Origin of the sequence: Methylomonas montana, assembly GCF_030490285.1 — a bacterium.
Lineage (GTDB): Bacteria > Pseudomonadota > Gammaproteobacteria > Methylococcales > Methylomonadaceae > Methylomonas > Methylomonas montana.
In genome coordinates this window covers 3,611,914-3,631,988 of sequence record NZ_CP129884.1, presented here as the reverse complement: position 1 = coordinate 3,631,988, position 20,075 = coordinate 3,611,914, and the positions used below count along the sequence as shown (strand labels likewise).

The 20,075-nt window shown below is 53.5% G+C and carries 17 protein-coding genes; 9 read left to right on the top strand and 8 right to left on the bottom strand.

Going from position 1 to position 20,075, the window contains the following annotated elements:
- Positions 1-330: 330 nt before the first annotated feature.
- Genes QZJ86_RS16705 through QZJ86_RS16680 form a run of 6 tightly spaced genes read left to right on the top strand, consistent with a single transcriptional unit; the run spans position 331 to position 4,242 of the window.
- The gene (locus QZJ86_RS16705; protein ID WP_301671611.1) at positions 331-654 is read left to right on the top strand and encodes a (2Fe-2S) ferredoxin domain-containing protein; all 324 of its coding nucleotides are present in this window, start codon (positions 331-333) and stop codon (positions 652-654) included.
- A 3-nt stretch (positions 655-657) separates the two neighbouring features.
- The gene (locus QZJ86_RS16700; RefSeq protein WP_301671610.1) at positions 658-1,164 is read left to right on the top strand and encodes a hypothetical protein; all 507 of its coding nucleotides are present in this window, start codon (positions 658-660) and stop codon (positions 1,162-1,164) included.
- On the top strand, positions 1,161-1,541 hold the full coding sequence (locus QZJ86_RS16695; protein WP_301671609.1) for a hypothetical protein: 381 nt from the start codon (positions 1,161-1,163) through the stop codon (positions 1,539-1,541). The genes QZJ86_RS16700 and QZJ86_RS16695 overlap by 4 nt, the downstream gene beginning before the upstream one ends.
- A gap of 9 nt (positions 1,542-1,550) precedes the next feature.
- Positions 1,551-2,513 carry a DUF364 domain-containing protein gene (locus QZJ86_RS16690; RefSeq protein WP_301671608.1) on the top strand — a complete coding sequence of 321 codons (963 nt, stop codon included), beginning with the start codon at positions 1,551-1,553 and terminating at the stop codon, positions 2,511-2,513.
- Positions 2,514-2,516: 3 nt separating this feature from the next.
- On the top strand, positions 2,517-2,966 hold the full coding sequence (locus QZJ86_RS16685; RefSeq protein WP_301671607.1) for a hypothetical protein: 450 nt from the start codon (positions 2,517-2,519) through the stop codon (positions 2,964-2,966).
- A 1-nt stretch (position 2,967) separates the two neighbouring features.
- Positions 2,968-4,242 (top strand): (Fe-S)-binding protein, encoded by a 1,275-nt coding sequence (locus tag QZJ86_RS16680; protein WP_301671606.1) that lies wholly within the window; start codon positions 2,968-2,970, stop codon positions 4,240-4,242.
- A gap of 36 nt (positions 4,243-4,278) precedes the next feature.
- Here QZJ86_RS16680 and QZJ86_RS16675 read toward each other — a convergent pair whose 3' ends face one another.
- Complete coding sequence (locus QZJ86_RS16675) at positions 4,279-4,773, bottom strand: SRPBCC domain-containing protein (RefSeq protein WP_301671605.1); 495 nt, start codon at positions 4,771-4,773, stop codon at positions 4,279-4,281.
- 245 nt (positions 4,774-5,018) lie between these two features.
- On the opposite strand from QZJ86_RS16675, the gene QZJ86_RS16670 reads away from it, so the two are divergent.
- From QZJ86_RS16670 to QZJ86_RS16660, 3 genes are all read left to right on the top strand, one after another.
- On the top strand, positions 5,019-6,032 hold the full coding sequence (locus QZJ86_RS16670) for a tryptophan--tRNA ligase (RefSeq protein ID WP_301671604.1): 1,014 nt from the start codon (positions 5,019-5,021) through the stop codon (positions 6,030-6,032).
- 327 nt (positions 6,033-6,359) lie between these two features.
- Positions 6,360-7,118: a YdcF family protein gene (locus tag QZJ86_RS16665; protein ID WP_301671603.1), complete on the top strand. Its 759-nt coding sequence runs from the start codon at positions 6,360-6,362 to the stop codon at positions 7,116-7,118.
- Between the two features lie 156 nt (positions 7,119-7,274).
- Positions 7,275-9,095 (top strand): ABC transporter ATP-binding protein, encoded by a 1,821-nt coding sequence (locus QZJ86_RS16660; RefSeq protein WP_301671602.1) that lies wholly within the window; start codon positions 7,275-7,277, stop codon positions 9,093-9,095.
- 143 nt (positions 9,096-9,238) lie between these two features.
- On the opposite strand, the gene QZJ86_RS16655 is transcribed toward QZJ86_RS16660, so the two are convergent.
- From QZJ86_RS16655 to lpxD, 7 genes are all read right to left on the bottom strand, one after another.
- Positions 9,239-9,703 carry a nucleoside deaminase gene (locus QZJ86_RS16655; protein WP_301671601.1) on the bottom strand — a complete coding sequence of 155 codons (465 nt, stop codon included), beginning with the start codon at positions 9,701-9,703 and terminating at the stop codon, positions 9,239-9,241.
- A 13-nt stretch (positions 9,704-9,716) separates the two neighbouring features.
- Entirely contained in the window at positions 9,717-9,878 is a 162-nt protein-coding gene (locus tag QZJ86_RS16650; RefSeq protein WP_301671600.1) for a hypothetical protein, read from the bottom strand.
- Positions 9,871-10,353 (bottom strand): flavin reductase family protein, encoded by a 483-nt coding sequence (locus QZJ86_RS16645; RefSeq protein WP_301671599.1) that lies wholly within the window; start codon positions 10,351-10,353, stop codon positions 9,871-9,873. The genes QZJ86_RS16650 and QZJ86_RS16645 overlap by 8 nt, the downstream gene beginning before the upstream one ends.
- A 708-nt stretch (positions 10,354-11,061) precedes the next feature.
- Positions 11,062-16,611 (bottom strand): AAA family ATPase, encoded by a 5,550-nt coding sequence (locus QZJ86_RS16640; protein ID WP_301671598.1) that lies wholly within the window; start codon positions 16,609-16,611, stop codon positions 11,062-11,064.
- Positions 16,612-17,462: 851 nt separating this feature from the next.
- Complete coding sequence (locus tag QZJ86_RS16635; RefSeq protein ID WP_301671597.1) at positions 17,463-17,954, bottom strand: peroxiredoxin; 492 nt, start codon at positions 17,952-17,954, stop codon at positions 17,463-17,465.
- 336 nt (positions 17,955-18,290) lie between these two features.
- Positions 18,291-18,968, bottom strand: coding sequence for a ribose-5-phosphate isomerase RpiA (gene rpiA / locus QZJ86_RS16630; protein ID WP_301671596.1), 678 nt, complete (start codon positions 18,966-18,968; stop codon positions 18,291-18,293).
- 73 nt (positions 18,969-19,041) lie between these two features.
- Positions 19,042-20,070, bottom strand: coding sequence for a UDP-3-O-(3-hydroxymyristoyl)glucosamine N-acyltransferase (gene lpxD / locus QZJ86_RS16625; RefSeq protein ID WP_301671595.1), 1,029 nt, complete (start codon positions 20,068-20,070; stop codon positions 19,042-19,044).
- Positions 20,071-20,075 lie beyond the last annotated feature (5 nt).

Here is a 20,075-nt window from a genome sequence, read left to right as displayed (position 1 = left end):
GGAGTTTTTGAACGGACAAATCGGCAGGATAGCCGATTTGCATGCGTAGCACCCGAAGGGCGAGGTACATGGATGTACCGAGTGAACGGCCCGTTAGGGGCGCCGCAAGGATGCGGCGCGTTGACGAAGGGGCAGGAGCCCCTTTCGGCAACCCCGTTCAAAAGCGAGGAGCACAAGGGGATAAGCGGCATAGGGTGTCATTTCTTTTGGATATTTTTCTTTGGACAAGCAAAGAAAAGTATCCCGCCCGCCGGTGCGGGAACCGGCATTAAAAGAATTCGTCGCGATAGCGACACGAACTTTTCAGCCTAACTAAATAGGAAAACTATCATGCCACGTCCCGAAAAACACGTTTTCGTCTGTACTCAAAACCGTCCGCAAGGTCATCCGCGCGGCTCTTGCGCCGCCAGCGGTTGCGCCGAAGTGATGAACGAATTCATGGCCGAAATTCAGAGCCGCAATCTGTTCGAGCGCATCGCGCTGACCAATACCGGTTGCATGGGGCCCTGCATGATGGGACCGAGCGTACTGGTGTACCCGGAAGGGATTATGTACGGCAAGGTCGGCAAGGACGATGTGAAAACCATCATCGAACAGCATCTGTTGGGCGGTACGCCGGTGGAAGCCTTAAAAGTGCCTGCCGAGGTTTGGTAAATAATGAGCCGGGTTGCGTTTCTCGAAGAGCGGGTTTTATTCAGTCCGGATGTGCCGGAAGAGGTGAATAAACTCTTACAGATGGCGGTAGCAGCCAGTCATGCCGATAAGCCTTTGGCGGAAAAGTATTTCAAACAGGCGCAACAATTGGATGGCAGTTGTCTGCAAACCTATTTTGCCTTGTATAAGTTTTATTTTTATCAAGGTCGTTTGCTGGAGGCGGAGCGCGAGGTGATGGCCGCGCTGGAGGAGGCTGCCAGGCAAGGCGGCTTCCCGGCCGACTATCAGCGCTTGGGGCGTGAGTTGGGACAATGGGATATGTATGCTAGCGACATCGCGTTGTTTTATCTGTATAGCTTGAAGGCGCTGGCGTTTATCAAGTTACGCCTACAGCTCGACGCGGAAGCGCAACTGATTCTGTCGCTGATGCGCCAATTCGATCCGGAAGACCGGTCCGGCGCTTCGGTAATCATGGATCTGGCCGAAGCCGTGCTGGAGGATGCGGCATGAGCAGCAATAACGTTGCCGAGCAGGTCGAAGCCAGACGCGCTTTCGGCAAGGCCGTCTGCCAACGCATCACCGAAAACATCGTCAAGCTGGGTTTTTCGGTGCAGACACAATTGAGTTTGCCGGATTTCGATGCCGCGGAATTCAGTTTGGTCACCGACCCGTTTACGCAAAGCCAGGATTTGGTCGGCTATTGGTATAGCGCCACTAAGCAGCGCATCGGCCAGATCAAGTTTCATGGCGACGGCAGTTTTTATGCCGAATACGATGTCGTGCAGCCGCACCCGACCAAGAAGCAATGGTTCGTCGAAGGGATCAATGCTTGGGGACAGCAGGACAACATCAAAACCGAAGCAAAATTGCTGGACGTGCCGCAATAAGGGGGGGCAATGGCTAACCCAAAACGACTGTACGAATTACTGCTGGATTATTGCAGCAGCGATGCCGTGGTGGACAACCTGATGATAGGCTTGGTGTGGACGCTGTGCCAATGCCAGGGCAAGGCTACCGCCGGTTTGGCGATGAGTCCGGGCTTGAGCACGCGTACCCTGCCGTGGTCGGGTACTTTAGTCGGCAAGCCGGTCACCGATTTGGCTGCCTGGATTAGCGAATGGGAGCCTTACAAGGCCACCGTGGCGATGGCTGCTATCAATAGCTGCATCAATGCCAGACCGTTGCCGGAATCGGTGGAGCTGGACAGTCACGACGAGCATGCCAATCTGGCCGTGTTCGATTATTTTTTGCCCCAATTGCAGGGTAAAAACGTGGTGGTGATCGGCCGTTATCCGGGTATCGATTGCTATCAAGACAAGATGCATTTGACCATTCTGGAGCGGCAGCCATCGGCCGCCGATTTGCCGGATTCGGCCTGCGAGTTTTTATTGCCGCAAGCCGACTGGGTGTTTCTGACCGCCAGCAGCATCCCCAACAAGACCTTTCCCAGGCTGGTGGAATTGTCTAGCCATGCCAAGACCGTCTTGATGGGGCCGACCGTGCCGTGGTTGCCGCAGTTGCACGAGTTTGGCATCGATTATCTGGCTGGCGTGGAAATCGTCGATACCGAAGCGCTATACCACACGGCGGCGCAAGGCGGCGGCGTGCGGATTTTTAACAACGGTTTGCGCTACCGGGTTGCCGAATTGGCGCCGCAACGCAGCATCAGTTGGCTGAAGCAGCAAATCGCCGATTGCTTTGCCGAAAGAACTCAGCTTACCGAGGCGATGGAACAATGGTATCGCGACGGCAACCAGGCCCGCTTTCCGCAGTACCCTTTGCTGGATCAGATTAACGGCCGCTTGTCGCGCTTGGATAGCAGTTTTAAATCACTATGGGATAACTATGCCGCCGGGTAAGCAATGACAAGCGTCACTCCGGACGCCTTCGAGAGCCACAGACTGCTGTTGTATTACAAAGGCGATATCAGCGCCCTGACTCTGTTTGCGCAACAGGCCGGCGGTAGCGTCTGCTTCCCCAGGCCGTTGCCGGCCTTGTCCAGCGCGCTGGAAGAAGATGCCAGCGAATCGGAAAAAGTCAGCGTGCATCCTTCGTCCTTGGTCAGCGCAATCAACCGGATTTTGCGGCTCGATAACGATTTATTGCAGGTCGAAGCGGGTTTCAAGGAATTGATCGATACGCCTGGCGGTATCGTCACCGTCTATATGGCCCGCTTCAAATTACTGGATCCGCCGCATCGCTTGATGCATAGCCTGGATTGCCGGATGCGCACGCTGCCGGAATTACGCGGCCGGCCGCCAGCGGAAATGGAGCTGTTGCGGCGCGCTTACGTCAATGTGATGGAGGGTTGAAATGTTCGACATGATGGACTTTAGCATGGGCGATTCGACGGGCGATAGCGGCTCGGCACAGCCTGCCGCTAACGGTCCCTACATCCCCGAAGCCTCGGAATGTATGCGTTGCGGCATGTGCATCAGCACTTGCCCGACTTTTCGGTTATTTCAAATCGACGCGGAAACCCCGCGCCAACGGATTCGCACCATCAGCAAGATATTGGTCGAGGACGCGCCGATCAGCGACGAAGAGCGCGGCCACCTGGACAACTGTCTGCAATGCCGTGCCTGCGAAACCGCCTGCCCGAGCCGGATGAGCTATGGCGCGCTGTTCGACCAAGCTAAAGCGAAATTGCATCAAACCGGTTTTCCGTCCTGGTTGGCCGGGCTGGGCTTACGTTTGATCGAACATAAGCGCCGGCGGCGGATGCTACTGCCCTTGGTATCGCTGTATTTGCGGTCCGGTTTGCAAAAACCGCTACGGGCCAGCGGCTTATTGGCAAAATTAAATCTAGCCGTAGCGGAGCGTTTGGTCAGCGAGCCGGCGCTGGGTAGTTTGGCCGGCGTTTATCCGTTAGCCAAGCGCGCGCGTAGAAAAGGGCGCGTGGCCTTGTTTACCGGTTGCCTGGCCGAACATTTCGACCGGGCGACTCAGCGTTCGGCGATCAAGTTACTCAATACCATCGGTTACGAAGTGGTGGTGCCGGAGAGCCAGGTTTGTTGCGGGGCTATCCATCAACATAACGGCCGATCCGCTCAGGCGCTGATCGATAAAAATATCGAAACGTTTTATGCGCTGGAAGTCGAAGCGGTGATTTATACCGCCAGCGGTTGTGGCGCGATGCTGAGTGAATATCAGGGCGAGGATCAGGAAACCGCCGGTTGGTTTCGGCGTAGCGCGCAAGACATTAACGAGTTCTTATTGGCGCATTGGCCCGCCAATTTGCAGCCGGCTGCCTCTAATCTGAATGTGGCGGTGCACGAGCCGTGCAGCCAGCGCAACGTCTTGAAAAACGGTAGGGCCGTTCACGAGCTGCTGCGGAAAATCCCCGGCCTGAATATCGAAGCTTTGCCGGACAATCAATTATGTTGCGGCGCCGGCGGTAGCTATATGCTCAGCCATCCCGACAACGCCGAGCGGCTGCGGTTTGCGAAGCGCCAAGCTATCGAAGCGTGCGGCGCCGACGTGGTGGTCAGCAGTAATTTCGGTTGCACGTTTTATTTGAACGCGGATCAAGCGGAAACCGCGCTTAAACTGGTGCATCCCTTGCAGCTGTTGGCCGACCGGGTTTAGTTCTTCGTGGCGTAAGGTCGGCGGCTGGACGTGGCATTACGATACCGGAGGCAGGCCCTCTCCGGCTTTGCGCGCCAGCCCTTCCAACCAGACTTGATGATACTTGTGCATGCGCTTGGGCAGGAACAGATTGCCCAGCCTTGCCAACCAGCCATGTTGGGTTTCTTCGGTCAGTACCCAACAGCCTAACGCGGATGGTTGCAGCAGCCAGGCGTGATAAGCGTCTACGCCCAGCCCCTTGGCGTTCCAGGCAATCCGCTTGCCGGGAATATACTCCAGCACCGTGGATGTGATCGTCACACCGAATGTCTTCCAGCGGAAGCGCGTGCCTTGTTGTAAATCTGGTCCGCTACTTTCCAACATTTGCACATTCGACGCATTGACGTACCAAGCGGGCCACAGCGTGGGGTGCGTCAACCAGGCCCAGACACAAGCCGGTGCCGTCGTCATATCCAACTCGTTTCGAACATGCACCGGACAATGGTCGGGCTGGTAATGATCGGGCCATTGAATCTTGAGAGACTGTGTCATGCGGGCTGCTCCTTTAGAAATGATGATAAAACAGGGCAAAAACCCTTCAAGCATGGACTAAGCTGAGTCACTCTAACATTGCCGGCGTCCGAAACAAACCTACATTAGCGTGTACAGCCTGCCGCTTCGCTGGCATTCTCGGTTTGGTGGCCAGTGCGCTGGGTCGGCATTAGTGCCTGACTATCCCTGGCTATTTGTGTAAAATTCCGCCACTTTTTCACTTTACAGACAGCGCAGGCAGCAGCATGAGTAAATCCATTGTCCTTACCGGTATCACCACCACCGGCACGCCGCATTTAGGCAATTATGCCGGGGCGATCCGTCCGGCGATCAATGCCAGCAAAGACGAGCAGGTCAGGCCTTTTTATTTCCTGGCTGATTATCATGCGCTGATCAAATGCAGCGAACCGGCGCGGGTGAAACAATCCAGTCTGGAAATCGCCGCTACCTGGCTGGCACTGGGATTGGATACCTCCAATGCGGTGTTTTACCGGCAATCCGATGTGCCGGAAATCCTGGAACTGACCTGGATGCTGACCTGCGTCACCGCGAAAGGTTTAATGAATCGCGCCCATGCTTATAAAGCCGCCGTGGCGGAAAACGAGGAAGCCGAAGGCAACGATCCCGATAAAGGCATCACGATGGGCTTGTTTAGTTACCCGATTTTGATGGCTGCCGATATTTTGATGTTCAACGCCAACAAGGTGCCGGTCGGCAAGGACCAAATCCAGCACATCGAAATGGCCCGCGACATCGCCAGCCGTTTTAATCATATCTATGGCGAGCATTTCGTGTTGCCGGAAGCGGTGCTGGACGACAACGCTGCTACCTTGCTGGGCCTCGACGGCCGCAAGATGAGCAAAAGCTACAACAACACCATCCCGTTATTCGAACCGGAAAAGAAACTGCGCAAGCTGATCAACAAAATCAAAACCAACTCGCTGGAACCCGGTGAACCCAAGGATACGGAAGGTTGTACCTTGTTTGGCATCTATCAGGCCTTTGCCAATCACCACGAAGTCGCTGCGATTCGCCAGCGTTACGCGGAAGGCATAGGCTGGGGGGAGATGAAGCAGGTGTTGTTCGAGAAAATCAACGACGAAATTGCCCCTGCTCGAGAGCGTTACGAAGCTTTGCTGGAAGCCCCGGAGCATATCGAACAGCAATTGCTGGAAGGCGCCGAAAAAGCCAGAGCAATCAGCCGGCCATTTGTTGAAACCTTGCGGGCAGCGGTGGGGATTTCCAAGCTGGCAGGCTAAGGGACTCTTTGGAAAGTTGGTCGTTGCAATAGAAGGCTATAGCCATGGACTTATTCGACGTCGTCCTCGAGATGCTGTTTATGATCCCTTGGCCTATCTAGGTGGGAACCCTGCTGGGTGTTTTGTTTGCAATCGGTTTCTGGCATTTTTTCCCGGAAAATGCTGATCGCTTGTCTGTCGCGGGGTACTCTGTCGTGATTGGATTCATGGGTGGGTTGCTGTACACCTTGATTACCAGAAAGTCCAAGTCTTAACGTAACGGTTCAGCCGTTGCATGGTCTAGGTGAATAGTTCTGGCTCGGTGGCGTTTCTGGGCGAAGAGTTTGCATGTTTATAACCATCACGTATGTCATCAAACTCCTGCTGTTGCCGCCGGTTTCCTTGTTGCTGTTGGCGACCGCAGGATTATTGTGGGGTAAGCGTAAATCGGGGATGACTGTCGCTGTTGTCTGTTTAGCATTATTGTGGCTATTGAGTTTACCGGTCGTGGTGAAGCAATGGGCTGTGCTATGGGAGCAAATCCCACCGATCACTGCGGAAGCGGTCAGGTCTTTTAAACCGGAAGCATTGGTGGTAATCGGCGGCGGCTTGATCGGCGATGCGGAGGAGTACCCTGGTCAGATCACCTTGCATCCGCGCAGTTTGGTGCGGGTGCGCTATGCCGCCAAATTAGCCAAGGAGTTGGGATTGCCGATTCTGGTGTCCGGCGGCAGCAGCGCCGAGCTCGAAAATATTTCCGAGGCGGAGCTGATGGCGCAAGTGCTGGGTAGCGAATTTAAGACGCCGGTGGATTGGCTGGAACCGGATAGCACCAATACCGCGGAAAACGCCCGCTTTAGCCGCCGGTTGTTGCAGGAACTTGGCGTGAATAACATCGTGCTGGTGACCCAGGCTTACCATATGCCGCGCGCAGCTCTGGAGTTTCGCAAGGCCGGTTTCCAGGTATTGCCGGCGCCGACCGCGTTTATCGGCCATGCTGGCGAATCCCGCTGGCATGATTGGCTGCCGACTCCCTCGGCCTGGGCAAACAGCTACCTGTTAGCGCATGAAACGATAGGCATGCTTTGGTATCGTATTCGCTATTGATATAGACGGAGAACGACTATCGATGAATTTTCCGATTTTTTGAAGCAAAAGAGTTTTCGTTAGAAGTCGCCGCGCCCAGCAATCCATACCGAGACAAGGCGCGGACGGCGGCCAATTGGATATAATGGCCGCCTGCTTTGCTTATCCGATACCATCATGTCCAAATCGTCAACCAAGGAGGGTTTCCGTCGCGCGGCGGAAGCGCCGCCGTTACCTACCAGTCCCTGGCGTTTTATCCTGTTTTGCCTAAAGCCGTTTCGCTGGCTGTTGCTGTTGATGCTGGTACTGGAAACCGGTCAGGCCGCCGGCAGCATTCTGGTGCCTTACGCGATTAAAGCCTTGATGGATGCGGTCGCCAGTCAGCCCATGCCGAGCGGCGATTGGCTGGAAACTTTCGAACAACCCTTGCTATTACTCGCCGGCCTGAATCTGGCCGAGATTATTTTCAGCCGCGCCAGTGGTGCTGTGTTGATCACCATGGGGCCGCTGCTGCGGCAAGGCACCAGTCGGCTGTTGTTTGCTTATCTGCAAAACCATGCGCCGCGCTATTTTGGTAACCATTTCGCCGGCGCGCTGGCGCACCGGATCAGCGAAACCGCGATGAGCGTCAATCACACCACCTGGTCCATCATCTGCGATTTCTGGCCGATCGCGGTGACCTTCTCGGTGTCGGTGACCTTACTGCTGGGCGTGCATCAAGGCCTGGGCTTGTTCGTGGCCTGCTGGGTATTGATGTATGTGCTGATCTCATATTGGCTGGCGACCCGTTGTCAGCCTTACGCCCAGGAGTTCGCCGCCACCCGCAGCATGGTCAATGGCAAGATCGTCGATGCGGTGACCAATATTCTCAATGCCAAGTTGTTCGCCCGTTTGCGTCACGAACGCGAGTATCTGGACGGTTTTCTGGCGACCGAATTAAAAAGCGCCCGCCGCACTTTTTGGTACATGGAGCGGGTGCGCTGGTTTCAATTTACAGCCGCAGCTATCCTGAAAATCGGCACCATCGGCTATGCCTTGCAACTCTGGCAGGCTGGCGAAATCAGCGTCGGCGCGTTTGCGATGAGCACCGGCCTGGCGATTTTGGTGATCGGTGATGCCCGCAATTTGAGTCGGCGGTTTTTGGAGTTTTTCGAATACGTCGGCAACGTCGCCAACGGCGTGGATACCATCATCCAAAGCCACGAAATCATCGACGTGCCGGATGCCAAGCTCTTGCAAATCAGCCAAGGCCGTATCGAGTTTAAAGACGTCTGCTTTAGCTACGAACCGGGCCGGCGCGTGTTCGATCATTTGAATGTCGCGATAGAACCAGGGCAGCGGGTCGGCTTGGTCGGTTTCTCCGGCTCCGGCAAATCCACGTTTGTGAACTTGATCCTCCGCAATTTCGAACCGCAAGTCGGGCAGATTCTGGTCGACGGTCAAGATATTACGGCGGCTACCCAGGATTCCTTGCATGCGCAAATCAGCCTGATTCCGCAAGACCCCAGCCTGTTTCACCGTAGCCTGAAGGAAAACATCGGCTACGGCAAACTGGATGCCGACGACGCGCAAATCAGCTTCGCCGCCAAGCTGGCCCACGCCGAAGAGTTTATCGCGGCGATGCCGGAAGGCTACGAGTCGCTGGTCGGCGAGCGCGGCGTCAAGCTGTCCGGCGGCCAGCGCCAACGCATCGCCATCGCCAGGGTGATGTTAAAAGACGCCCCGATCCTGATCCTGGACGAAGCCACCTCCAGCCTGGATTCGGTTACCGAAAAAACCATCCAGGAAAACCTGGATCGAGTGATGGGCCGCAAGACCGTCATCGCCATCGCCCACCGTCTATCGACGATTGCCCATCTGGACCGGATTTTGGTATTCGATCAGGGGCATATTGTCGAGGACGGCAGCCATCAGGACCTATTGGACAAACAGGGTTTTTATTACCGGTTGTGGACCATGCAAGCCGGTGGTTTTTTGCCCGAAGAGGTGGTTTGCTGAGATAGCAATAGATGTTGGCAAATGCGACCGTTCGCCGATTGTTAGCAAGATATATTTCTAAGGGTCGAGGATAGCGAGCCAAAACGGCCTGGCGTGAATATTATTCAATCGGCTGCTAGGACATTAATGCCGAGTGTTGCTAGTTAAATGTGTTGATGAAATATGCCTTTAGGTGCATTGTCGAATAGCGCATTGCATTCGGCCTCCAAAATACCGCCAACGATAGTAGTCTTACGAAAAGTGGTTTGAGCGATCACTTCAGATGCGCGAATATTAATTTGCTGCCAATTATGTTCTGTTAAATAAGGAATGGACGTTCCATAATAAACGCAGGCAATGCCAGCCCATTGAATGGCACTTTGACACATGGGGCACGGCTCTGCTGTTGTATATAGATCAAATCCGCTCCAATCTGTGGGTTGCAGTAATTCGGCGCAACGGTTAATGGCCACCATTTCGCCATGAAAAGTTGGGTTAAGTGCAGACTGATTAAAACCTTCAGCAACAATCTCACCGGTTTCTCGTTTTACGAGGATTGCGCCAAATGGAAACGGAGGTACTTCTAAAGCCAGTTCTATGGCTCTGCGCATAAAGTATTCATGATTCATTTGATTAGCCTACCTAATTATTAATAACATAATGCGGGATGAGTTCGTGATGTTTTTTAATTAAATAATTGCCGATAACCATCACAATGCTGCCGCAAAATCCTCGCGCGCTTATTTCTAAACTAGCACCAACTTTGGTTTGGGCCAATAACATCCATTCTAATAACTTAAGCATACAATTCATCTGAGCCATCCATATTATCGGTATCGCTATAATGCATCGGTACGCCAGCATTCAAAATACCCGCGTCCAACACCCGACAAATCACAATTTCATGATCTCCTGCCGGCGTGCTATGGCTGACAACACAATCAAAATAGGCTAACGCTTCGGTCAACACCGACACACCACTGGGTGCAGCTTGCCAGCTATAGCCCGTCATTTTATTTCGAATATTAGAATCGCCAAAATGAGCGGCAATCGGTAATTGCGCTTTGGCCAATACATTGATGCTGCATTGCCCGCCATCTTTTAAAATCTGATAGGAATAGTGCTGTGGATTAATGCTGAACGCGAGTAATGGCGGATCAAATGAAACCTGCATTACCCACGCGGCAGTAAATGCATGCTCGCGCTCCTTGTTTTTAACTGCAATGACGTACACCCCATGCGTTAAATACTTGCATACATTGGCTAAATCTTTACTCATATTTTGTGGCCCATTTAATGTGCAGAGAAAAGTCGATGGCTTGGATATATTTAATCGCTGCGACGATAAAAATATAATTGCCCCGTTTCAGCGAATATTAGCCAGGCTGCGGATTCAATTCAAAAGTGCAATCCAGTTATCATGCCGCCTTTAGCATAGTATCCGCAAAAAAGACAAAATGTGGTTTTTTGTTTACGTAATAATCTGCAAATGACGAGAAGTAAATAGAGTATGCATATATTTTATGAATAGTATTGCAGGGAAAGCACAGTATTGAGATTGCTCGATCTTAAGATGCCTCTTCGAAATATTGCCAGCCAGTCTATAATGCAGCTGAAAATAATTCACATAGATGAACATTCAGTGACGATCTATAATCAAGCGCTATATTCGTCTGTTACTCTATGATGGTACGGGTATAAGAAATGGTGTATTGGATTGGTAACCTCCAGTGTTGCAAATGACGGCTTTTGCCGTTTGACTTGGCTTCAATTCATGGAAATAAGCGTCAAAAATTGGCCGTTAGTGTTCTGTCGAAATCGAATCAGCAAAACCGACCCAACACTCAACACCCGACGTTCGGCATTAAATTGACCGTGCGTCCGATTCTGAAACCTTAGCTGACATCCAATCGACACGGTAATTATCCGCCAATAGCTTCAAGGTGGCTGGTATGTGAGGTAACTACCGTGATGCTGTTTCTATAAGTCATCTGTCGTAGTCCGATGAGTCCGTCCCCAGCGCCTTCAGGATAGCAGGATAATCAAAGTTATCCGTTAGTTGTGAAAGCCTCTGCTGCAAGCTCACATCATAGTTTGCCACTTGTTGAATGACATCATGAATGCGTTCAGTCTCCAAAATTTCTAATGCTTCGCGTAGCTTGTTGCGCAGTTCAGGTGGCACCACGGATAGCATTTCGGCCGTCAATGGCGTTGCGGTTGCGGCTGTGGCTGTTTGCAAACGGATCACCTCATTTTTGATATGTTCTGCCGTTTGGATGTTATCTCTGCGCTCCAGCGCCTCTTTCAAAGGCAGTTCAACCCGGAATAAAGAGCCCTTGGCCGGCGTGCTTTCCAGCGTGAGGCTGCCGCCCATCATTTGGACGAATTGGCGGGTAACGGTCAAACCGAGGCCGGTGCCCAGGTTGAGGGAGTCCTCGCTCAACTGCACAAACGGCTGGAAGATACGCTGCTGGTCTTCTAATGAAATTCCGGGACCAGTATCTTCGACTTCTATCAGCAAATGTTGGGTGGCGTTTTGTCTGATCCCAAGACGCAAGGTGACGCAGCCTCTTGCAGTGAATTTGATGGCATTGTCGAGCAGGTTGATCAGTATCTGGCGCAAACGGGCTTCGTCGCCCGTGATGAAACGTGGAAATTGCGAAGAGGGGTCGAGCAGTAACTGCAATTCTTTTCCCTCGGCGTGTATCGTGAATATGTGCATAGCCTCGCTCACCATGCCACCAAAATCGAATTGACTTTCTGCTAGTTGTAGGTGCCCTGTTTCGATCTTGGCCATTTCCAGTACATCGTTGACTATTCTTAATAGACGTACACCGCTACGGTTGATGATGTCGAGGTTGTCACGCGCCGACTGTTCCAGCCGCGCATTATTTCGCATCATGCTGGAAAAGCCGAGAATCGCGTTAAGCGGTGTGCGCAGCTCGTGGCCCATGTTGTTCAGGAATACGCTTTTGGCGCGATTGGCGGCTTCGGCGGCATCGCGGGCCATTACGAGATCGGTGGTGCGATACTGCACTTCTTCTTCGAGGTGATCTTGGTAGCGTCGCATTTTTTCCAGTAGGCGGGCATTTTCCAGTGAGATAGCAGCATGGGAGGTCAGTAACTCTGTCATGCCGATTTTCTCTTGGGTGAAAATACCTTCTGAAAGCCGGTTCTCCAGATAAAGCACGCCGATCAGTTCCGCCTGTTTGACCAGCGGTAGACACAGCACCGATCGCAGGCCGTACATAGTCACTTCGGGCGTATCGCGAAAATCACCTTCGTGTGCCGCATCGCGCAACACGACTTTTTCACGCGTACGGAAAACATAGTTGACGATAGCCTGGCAGATGCCGGGAGCATCGGTGAAGTTGTAATGTCGCTCCAGTGGCTTTTGACTTTTTCCCACATGGTTTTCAGCCGCCACAACCAGTTCTTCCTGCTCCCGGATCAGCAGATAGCCGTGCTGGGCACCGGAACTTTCCAGCACCACGTTCATAATCTTCTTCAGCAATTGCGCAAGGTCGATTTCGGCAGAAAGCACGAGTGCCGATTTCATCAGGTAATTGATGTCCAGGTTGGGCAGTGTGTACGAGTCGATGTTTTCATGGGCTTTCTCGACGGCGGTTCGGCCAATACGCAGCGCCTTGTCTAACGGTACATAAGGGTGTCTCTTCTGTAATCGGGCGCTTTTGCCCTCCGCACGACAGATCCGATAAAACCGTCTTGCCTCGGCATAAAAAATTTCAGCATCGGCATGTCCCGTATCGCTCAACAGGTCGGCCAGGCATTCGTGCAGATGTCCGGCGAGTAGGCGGTAGTCATGCATGGCCGCCTCGGCGATGGCATCGAGATAAAGGTTTCGCGTTTCGCGCATATCTCCCCGCACACGGGCTATCTCGGCATGAATAAAGGCAAGATAGGGCTGCAACAGCGGGCCGAGGATAGCCCACGTTTCTAATTTTTGCAGCAAGGGGGCGATTTCCGCCTCGATTTCCGGCCAAGAGGTATTTTCCGGCGAGCGCAGCCGGTTGAGGATGCGGAACACATACCATAGACGCTTCAGAACGTTATCGGTAAGTCCGTGCAGGTAACGGTCGACAGTCTGTAGGGAAACTGCCGCAGCCGCATAATCGCCCATGAAATATTGGGCAAAACCAAGCAGTGCAAAATAACTGCCGGATGCGGACACGTAATTTTCAGCCTCCCAGTGCGCCAGAGTTTCTGCTATGGCAACAGGCTCGTAATCCGGCCTCATCGGTGCCACCCAGCCTGCCAGCACCGCCTCCGCCAGGCCGACCGAGAACGAAAGCTGGTTCTTTTTCGAGAAGCTCAGGCATTCTTCGGCGGTTTCTTCGATCTGGCGCATGCTTTTGCCTTGCACTGCCAGATTCCACATCAGCGGGCCGTAGGATAAGCCGGCGTTGTAGAGATCGCCACAGTTCTTGCCGCACTGGATACCCTTCAGGGCATAATCGACAATGTCCGCCGGGTGGCTGCGCGAATGCATATTGCACCAGACGATGCCGTTCATCCCTCTCGTGGCACCGAAGGTATTGGGATATTTTGCACACAGGTCGTGAGCCAGATCTTCGTACTGGTAGGCTAACTCGAAGTCGCCCTGTTCGCCCAGGTTGAGGCCCATGATGGAAAACGAATAAATCACCGATTCGTCCATGCCGCCCTGTAGGCAATGTAAGGTGGACTGCGCGGCCGAAAGGTAGAGCTGCGGCACCAGCCCCGACATGTAGAGGTCAGGAATCAGTTCGCTATAGAAGGCAAGTTCGATTTTGTTCTTGCGCTCTTTGGTGAAAGGCATATGCAAGATTTTTTTCCAAACGTCGCCGTGTTCTCTGACTTGAGCCATCAGCGCCTGCATACGTTGCGTGGCCTCACCAGCATCCTCGGGAATGGCCTTGTCGAAATAGGCGAGGCCACGGTTGGCAGTTGCTATGGCCTTGATGAAGTTGCCGAAGGAAGACAGCGAAGTGGTCTGCTCCGCCAGTGCCTCGGCCTTGTCCAGGTCGCTATCGGCATGTTCGATCAGTTTGTTGAGTAGCGTTTCCGATTCATCGTAGCGGCCGCACATCAAATCGGTTTTGGCCAGCCGTTGATAAATTCTGTAGGTCAGTGGATAGACGATTTCCCAACAATCTTCCAGCAGATAATCATGGGCTTTCAGGAAAAAATCGTTGGCAGCCTCGCTGGCCAGCGCATCCAGCGCCTTGTTGCCGGCGTGAAAGTTGATATCCGCCAGCCAGTAAGCCGTATCGTTATCCAGATTATCGGGGCAACCTTGATTGAGGTGGGCGGCGATGGGGAACAGATTGTCCAGGTTTTCAGGATTGACGTTATGCTTGATAGCGCATTGATATTCAGTCATACCCACGGTCAGGATATTACTGTTTTCCTGACTGTCCTTATCCGTCTTTGCGTCAAGCAAGCGTTTGCCGATACGCCAATGAATTTCAGGGCGAGTTTGCATGTCGATCTGACGTAATACGGCTTCTTGTACACGGTCATGCACGAACTGTAGATCGGTTTTGTTCTCCAGCAAAAGCCCCAGGCTCAACACAGGTTTCAGCGCTTCAAACAGTTGCTCGAGGCCGATGTCGAGCACCAACACCAATTCTTCGGAAGTGAAACGATTGCCCATGCAGGCGCAGTGCTTGAGGATGTGCAGCGTGTCCGGCGGCAGCCTGCGTACCTTGGTGCTGAACAGTTCGACCACCGTGGTCGGCATCTGGGTTTCGCGGATACTGGCAATATCCCAGCGCCAGTGGTGCTGTTCGTCTGTGTGCAACAGATTTTCGTTGTAGAGCCAGGTCAGGCTCTCACTGACGAACAGCGGGTTGCCCTCGGTCAATCGGGCGATAAACGCAGACAGGCTCGCAGTTTCGTCGAGTGAGGCATCCAAGATGTAGGACACCATTTCGTGAGTATCGTCGTCGCTGAGCGCCTCCAAGCGGATTTCCTGCAAGGGGCCTTCATTCTCGATTATGTTACGGATCAGTTTGGTGAGCGGGTGGCTGGGATCGACCTCGTTATGGCGGTATGCGCCGATGAAGAACAGGTAGGGGTGTTCGTCATGGTTGGCAAAGACACTGGTCAGAAAATCAAACGTGGCGCTGTCGCACCATTGCAGGTCGTCGATGAACAGCACCAGCGGATTGTCGGTGCCGGCTAGGCAGGATAAAAAGCGGCCGAACAGATTATTGAAGCGGTTGCGCGCCTCCACCGGCGGCAACGGCGGCACTTCCGGCTGCGCGCCGATAATAAATTTCAGTTCCGGAACAACATCGGTAATCACGCCGCCGTTATTTTCCACGGCCCCGAGGATTTTTTCTTGCCACTGCGCCACTTGGGCATCGCTCTCGGTGAGAAAAATACGCATCAGGTTACGCAGGGCCTGAATCAACGAGCTGTAGGGGATGTTTTTCTGATACTGGTCGAACTTGCCGGAGGTGAAATAGCTGCGATTTTGTACCAGGGGTTTTTGCAGTTCCTGAATCAGGCGCGTCTTGCCGATGCCGGAAAGGCCCGAAATAAATACGGAGCGAAAGGCACCATGACTGACGGCATCGTATTCGCGCCGGATCAGAACGCTTTCTGCCTGGCGACCGACCATTTTGGAGATAAAAATGACGCGCCGGGTCCGGTCTTTCGAGCCAACAGGAAAGTTGGAGACGATACCGCTGGCGGCGAACTCGTCACGGCAGCGCATCAGATCGGCCAGCAGCCCCGCGGCGCTCTGATAACGCTTTTCCGGCTGCTTGAGCAAGAGCTTGGCAACGATTTCGCCCAATTGGCGCGGAATAGCCGGGTTGTTCTCATGCACCCTGGGAGCTTCTTCGGCAAGGTGTGCATGAATCAGCTCCAGTGGATCGTCGGCGAAAAACGGCAGGGCCCCGGTCAGCAGTTCGTAGAACACGATACCGAGCGAATAGAGATCGGTTGAAAAATCCACGCGATAATTGATGCGACCGGTCTGCTCTGGCGAGGTATAGGCCAGCGTACCGCGCACGAATTCCGGGTCGTAGATGAAATGGCTGACGTCGCGGATGTCCAGCGGCGTGATGAAATCGGTGAGGTGCAGCGTCAGCGTGCCTTGCTGCACCAGGATGTTATGCGGTTTGACACCACCGTGGGTGATGCCGGCATCATGAACGGCCTGCAAAATGTCGGTCAGCGTGCAAGCGATACTAAGGAAATCCTCCAGCCGGAGATTCGGCTGCTGTGCCACCCAGACATTCAGCGGCTGACCAGTAAACCATGGCTGCACGATGAACTGCTCATCCCCATCCGACTCCAGCGCCAACGGCGTGCAAACACGCGGGTCGTGCAGTACTTTGAGCCTTTCTATTTTCTGCCGCAGATGGCGCGACTGCTCATCCCAGCTAGAAAGCAGTTTGAGCCGCTTGAGTACCAGAGGCTGTTCCGGCTGGCTCTTGTGGTAGCCCATATACACCAAAGATTGCAGGCTCTCGCCGATTTTCGCAGTCAGTGTGTAAGACTGTAGTTTTGGAAGCGCCTGCATATGGTAGCCCTATTTTGAACGAAGTCCGGCCAACACCCACCCCAGATAAAGCTGCGTCGACATCGCGCTCGGTAAGTCAGGTGCGGCTCACCTTACAACCGCATAATCCAGCCAAACTATGGCACAAGCCAATGCAGTGCGTTCACTCGACCAAAAAACATACAGGCCGATCGTGATGACTAAGCCTTGTCTGGGCAACTAGCCAATAACGGCACCAACACAAATCCATCCAGCACAGCCATGAATCAGCGATGGGTGAAAATCCCTACCCTATACCAGATTGCAAAACCATTCTAAACCGCAGGATCGTCAACGAATTGTTTGGTATCTGCCACTAGCTTTTTGCTCGCATTTGTCACGCCTTATTTGCCGGCATGTTGGTCGCCAATGCTTTCTGTATGGCAGCATAATCAAAGTTTTCTCTATTCGCCATAGATGGCTTCCTAGAGGGTCGGGAGCGAGGCTCAGCGGACATGTACATCCCCCCAGTCAGCTCCGATGATTTGTGAGGATGAAACAAGTAATTCATCGGTACTATTGCCGGTAAGGCATATGCGCCTATATCGTAAAAATCCGAATTTTCTATCAAAATAAGCCGCTGAGTAGTATGGATTTTCTTAGAGGGCACGCGGATACATGCCACCGGATGCAGGCAAAACCGTGGGGAGAAAAGGACTGCTTATTGGCCTAGACCAGTCATCGAAAGTTGGGATTTTGTCTGCATTGGAACGACAGACCTTGGCCGATGACCGCCGAAAGTAATGCAATTTGGCTAAGGCTTTTTCGAACGGTAATATTTGGCAAAGATCGGGTTAGGCTTTGGCCATTACCCGATCGATTGCCGATCCGATTTACGCTTCTACCGGCGCTGTTAAGCCTTTGATAATCTCTAACACCGCCAGCGCATGGCCCTCATGGTTGACGCCGTACAGTGCTTCAACCAGTTTGCCGTCTTTATCGATAATGAAGGTCGAGCGGACGATTTTCCATTTTTTTACGCCGTCTTTTTCCACTTCCTGCCAGACGCCGTAAGCATCGCAAAGGTCGCCGGAGGTGTCGGCCAGCAGCTGCACGTTCAGGCCGTATTTGCCGATGAAGTCTCTATGACTTTGGCAATCGTCCTTGCTGACGCCGATGATCACGGTGTCCTGGGCGTCGAATTCGCCAGCCAGCGCGGTGAAGTCGTTGGCTTCTATCGTGCAGCCGGGGGTGTCGTCTTTGGGGTAGAAGTACAACACTACATTTTTTTCGCCCTTGTAATCGGACAAATAAATCAATTTGTTGTCTTGATTGGCGGATCTGAGAAAGGGCGCTTCCTGGTTTTTTTCTAATAATGGTGACATGCGATTCTCCTCTTGATTTCGGCCGGAAAAGCTCCGGCGCTTGGGTAGGTCGGCGGCGTCTGGCGGCGGCACCGTATTTTCACGACGATGAGTCGTTGAAACTGGAAGGCTTTTCTAAGTAAAAGCCGACTGGGTTGATTATGAACTAACTCTTTCGCCGGCTTCTACCACAAAAGTGGTGAGACAAAGGCTAGGTAATTCGATCGGCAGGGTAGAGACGCAAGCCTGTTCCGGGTGAGACGGAAGGGGGGCTTGGTCTCGATAGACCGTGCTAGAAATGGCGCGAATTTCCCGAATATCTGGAGCGGGCGCAGACTCTCCGAAGCCGGATGAGGACTATGCCCATTGTTCTTCGACTTGGCCGTCGTGTCCACAAAATACCGCGCGGGTCAGGCCACAAAAAATACCGTGTTCGACGATGCCCGGTATCGCGTTCAGGCGTTCGTTCAAGGTCTTGCCGTCGATATTGGCTTCGAACACGACATCCAGCACCAGGCTACCGTGAGAAGTCACCGATAGGCCGTCTTGATTGGGCGTTTGCCGCAGGGTGCCGTGACCGCCGATGGCTGCGACGCTGCGTTGCACCAGCTTCCAGGCAAACGGCGTCACTTCTATCGGGATCGGAAAATTCTCGCCGATGCGTTTCACGCGTTTGCTGTTGTCGATCAGCACCAAAAACGAGTCGGCGGCCTTGGCTAACAGTTTCTCGCGAACCAGGTCGTAGCCGCGCCCCTTTAGCAAGGTCAGGTCCGGTGCGACTTCGTCGGCGCCGTCCACATACAGATCCAGGCCGTCGATGTGCTCGATGGCGAGCATAGGCAGCCCCAGTTGTTGGGCCCTGATGGTACTGACTACCGAACTGGCTACGGTTTTGAATTTCAGGCCTTCCTGCTGATGGCGGCGGGCCAGTTCCTCGATGAAAAAATTGGCGGTGGAGCCGGTCCCCAAGCCGACGATCATGCCGCTTTGTACTTGTTGGACGGCATGCTGGGCAACGCGTTGTTTGTCGTTCATGATGCTATCCTGCAAAGTTGTATAGAAATCTGTCGCGCTGTAGGGGCGAATTCATTCGCCCCTACAAGCCTGTTTACTCTTCCAGTTTGTTGACCTTGGCTTCCAGAGCCTTGAATTTCTGCAGCAACTCGGGCAGTTTGGCCAGTGCCGCTAATTCGCGCCAGGCGACTTTTCTATCCTTGGCCGGGCTGCCGAATACTTGCGCGCCGGGATCGACGTCGCCGGAAATGCCGCTACGCGCCATTATTACTGCCCGCGCGCCGATCTTGACATGATCGGCCACTCCGGTGCTGCCGGCCAGGATCGCGCCGTCCCCAATGGTGCAGGAACCGGAAATGCCGGATTGGCCGCAGATAATCACATTGCGGCCGACGATATTGTTATGGCCGAGTTGCACCAGATTGTCGATCTTGCTGCCGACGCCGATGCGCGTGGCGCCCAGTGCGCCACGGTCGATGCAGGTGTTGGCGCCGATCTCGACATTATCGTCTATTTCGACATGGCCGACATGCGGCACCTTGACGTGCTGGTTGTCTCTAAATTTATAACCAAAGCCGTCGGCGCCGATCACCGCGCCGGCATGGATAATGACGTTGTTGCCGATGATGCTGTGGTCGTAGATCACCGCGTTGGGATGGATATGGCAGTGTTTGCCAATGGCGACGTGGTTGCCGATGCGGACGCCGGCCTCTATCGTGCTGCTGTCGCCGATACTGCTGTGCTGGCCGATGCTGGCGAACGGTCCGACATGTACGTCGTAGCCCAGTGTCGAGGTATCGGCTAACACCGTATGTTCGGAAACCTGGCGCTTAAATACCGGTTCCGGATGCAACAATTTAACCGCATTCAGGAAGCTGATTTCCGGATCCTTGCAGATCAGCAAGGTCAGGCTGTCCGGAATGTCGCCGTCCACCAGTTGCTCGGCAATGAAACAAGCCGAGGCTTTCGAGTCTTTTAAATATTTTTTGTATTTACCGTCGCTGAGCACGGTAACTTGGTGTGAGTGGGCGGACATGATGTCGGCCGCGGAATTAATAAACAGGTTCGCGTCGCCGCCTTGGGTGGTGGCGTCGCAACGCTGGGCAAGTTCCGTAATGAGCATGTGCT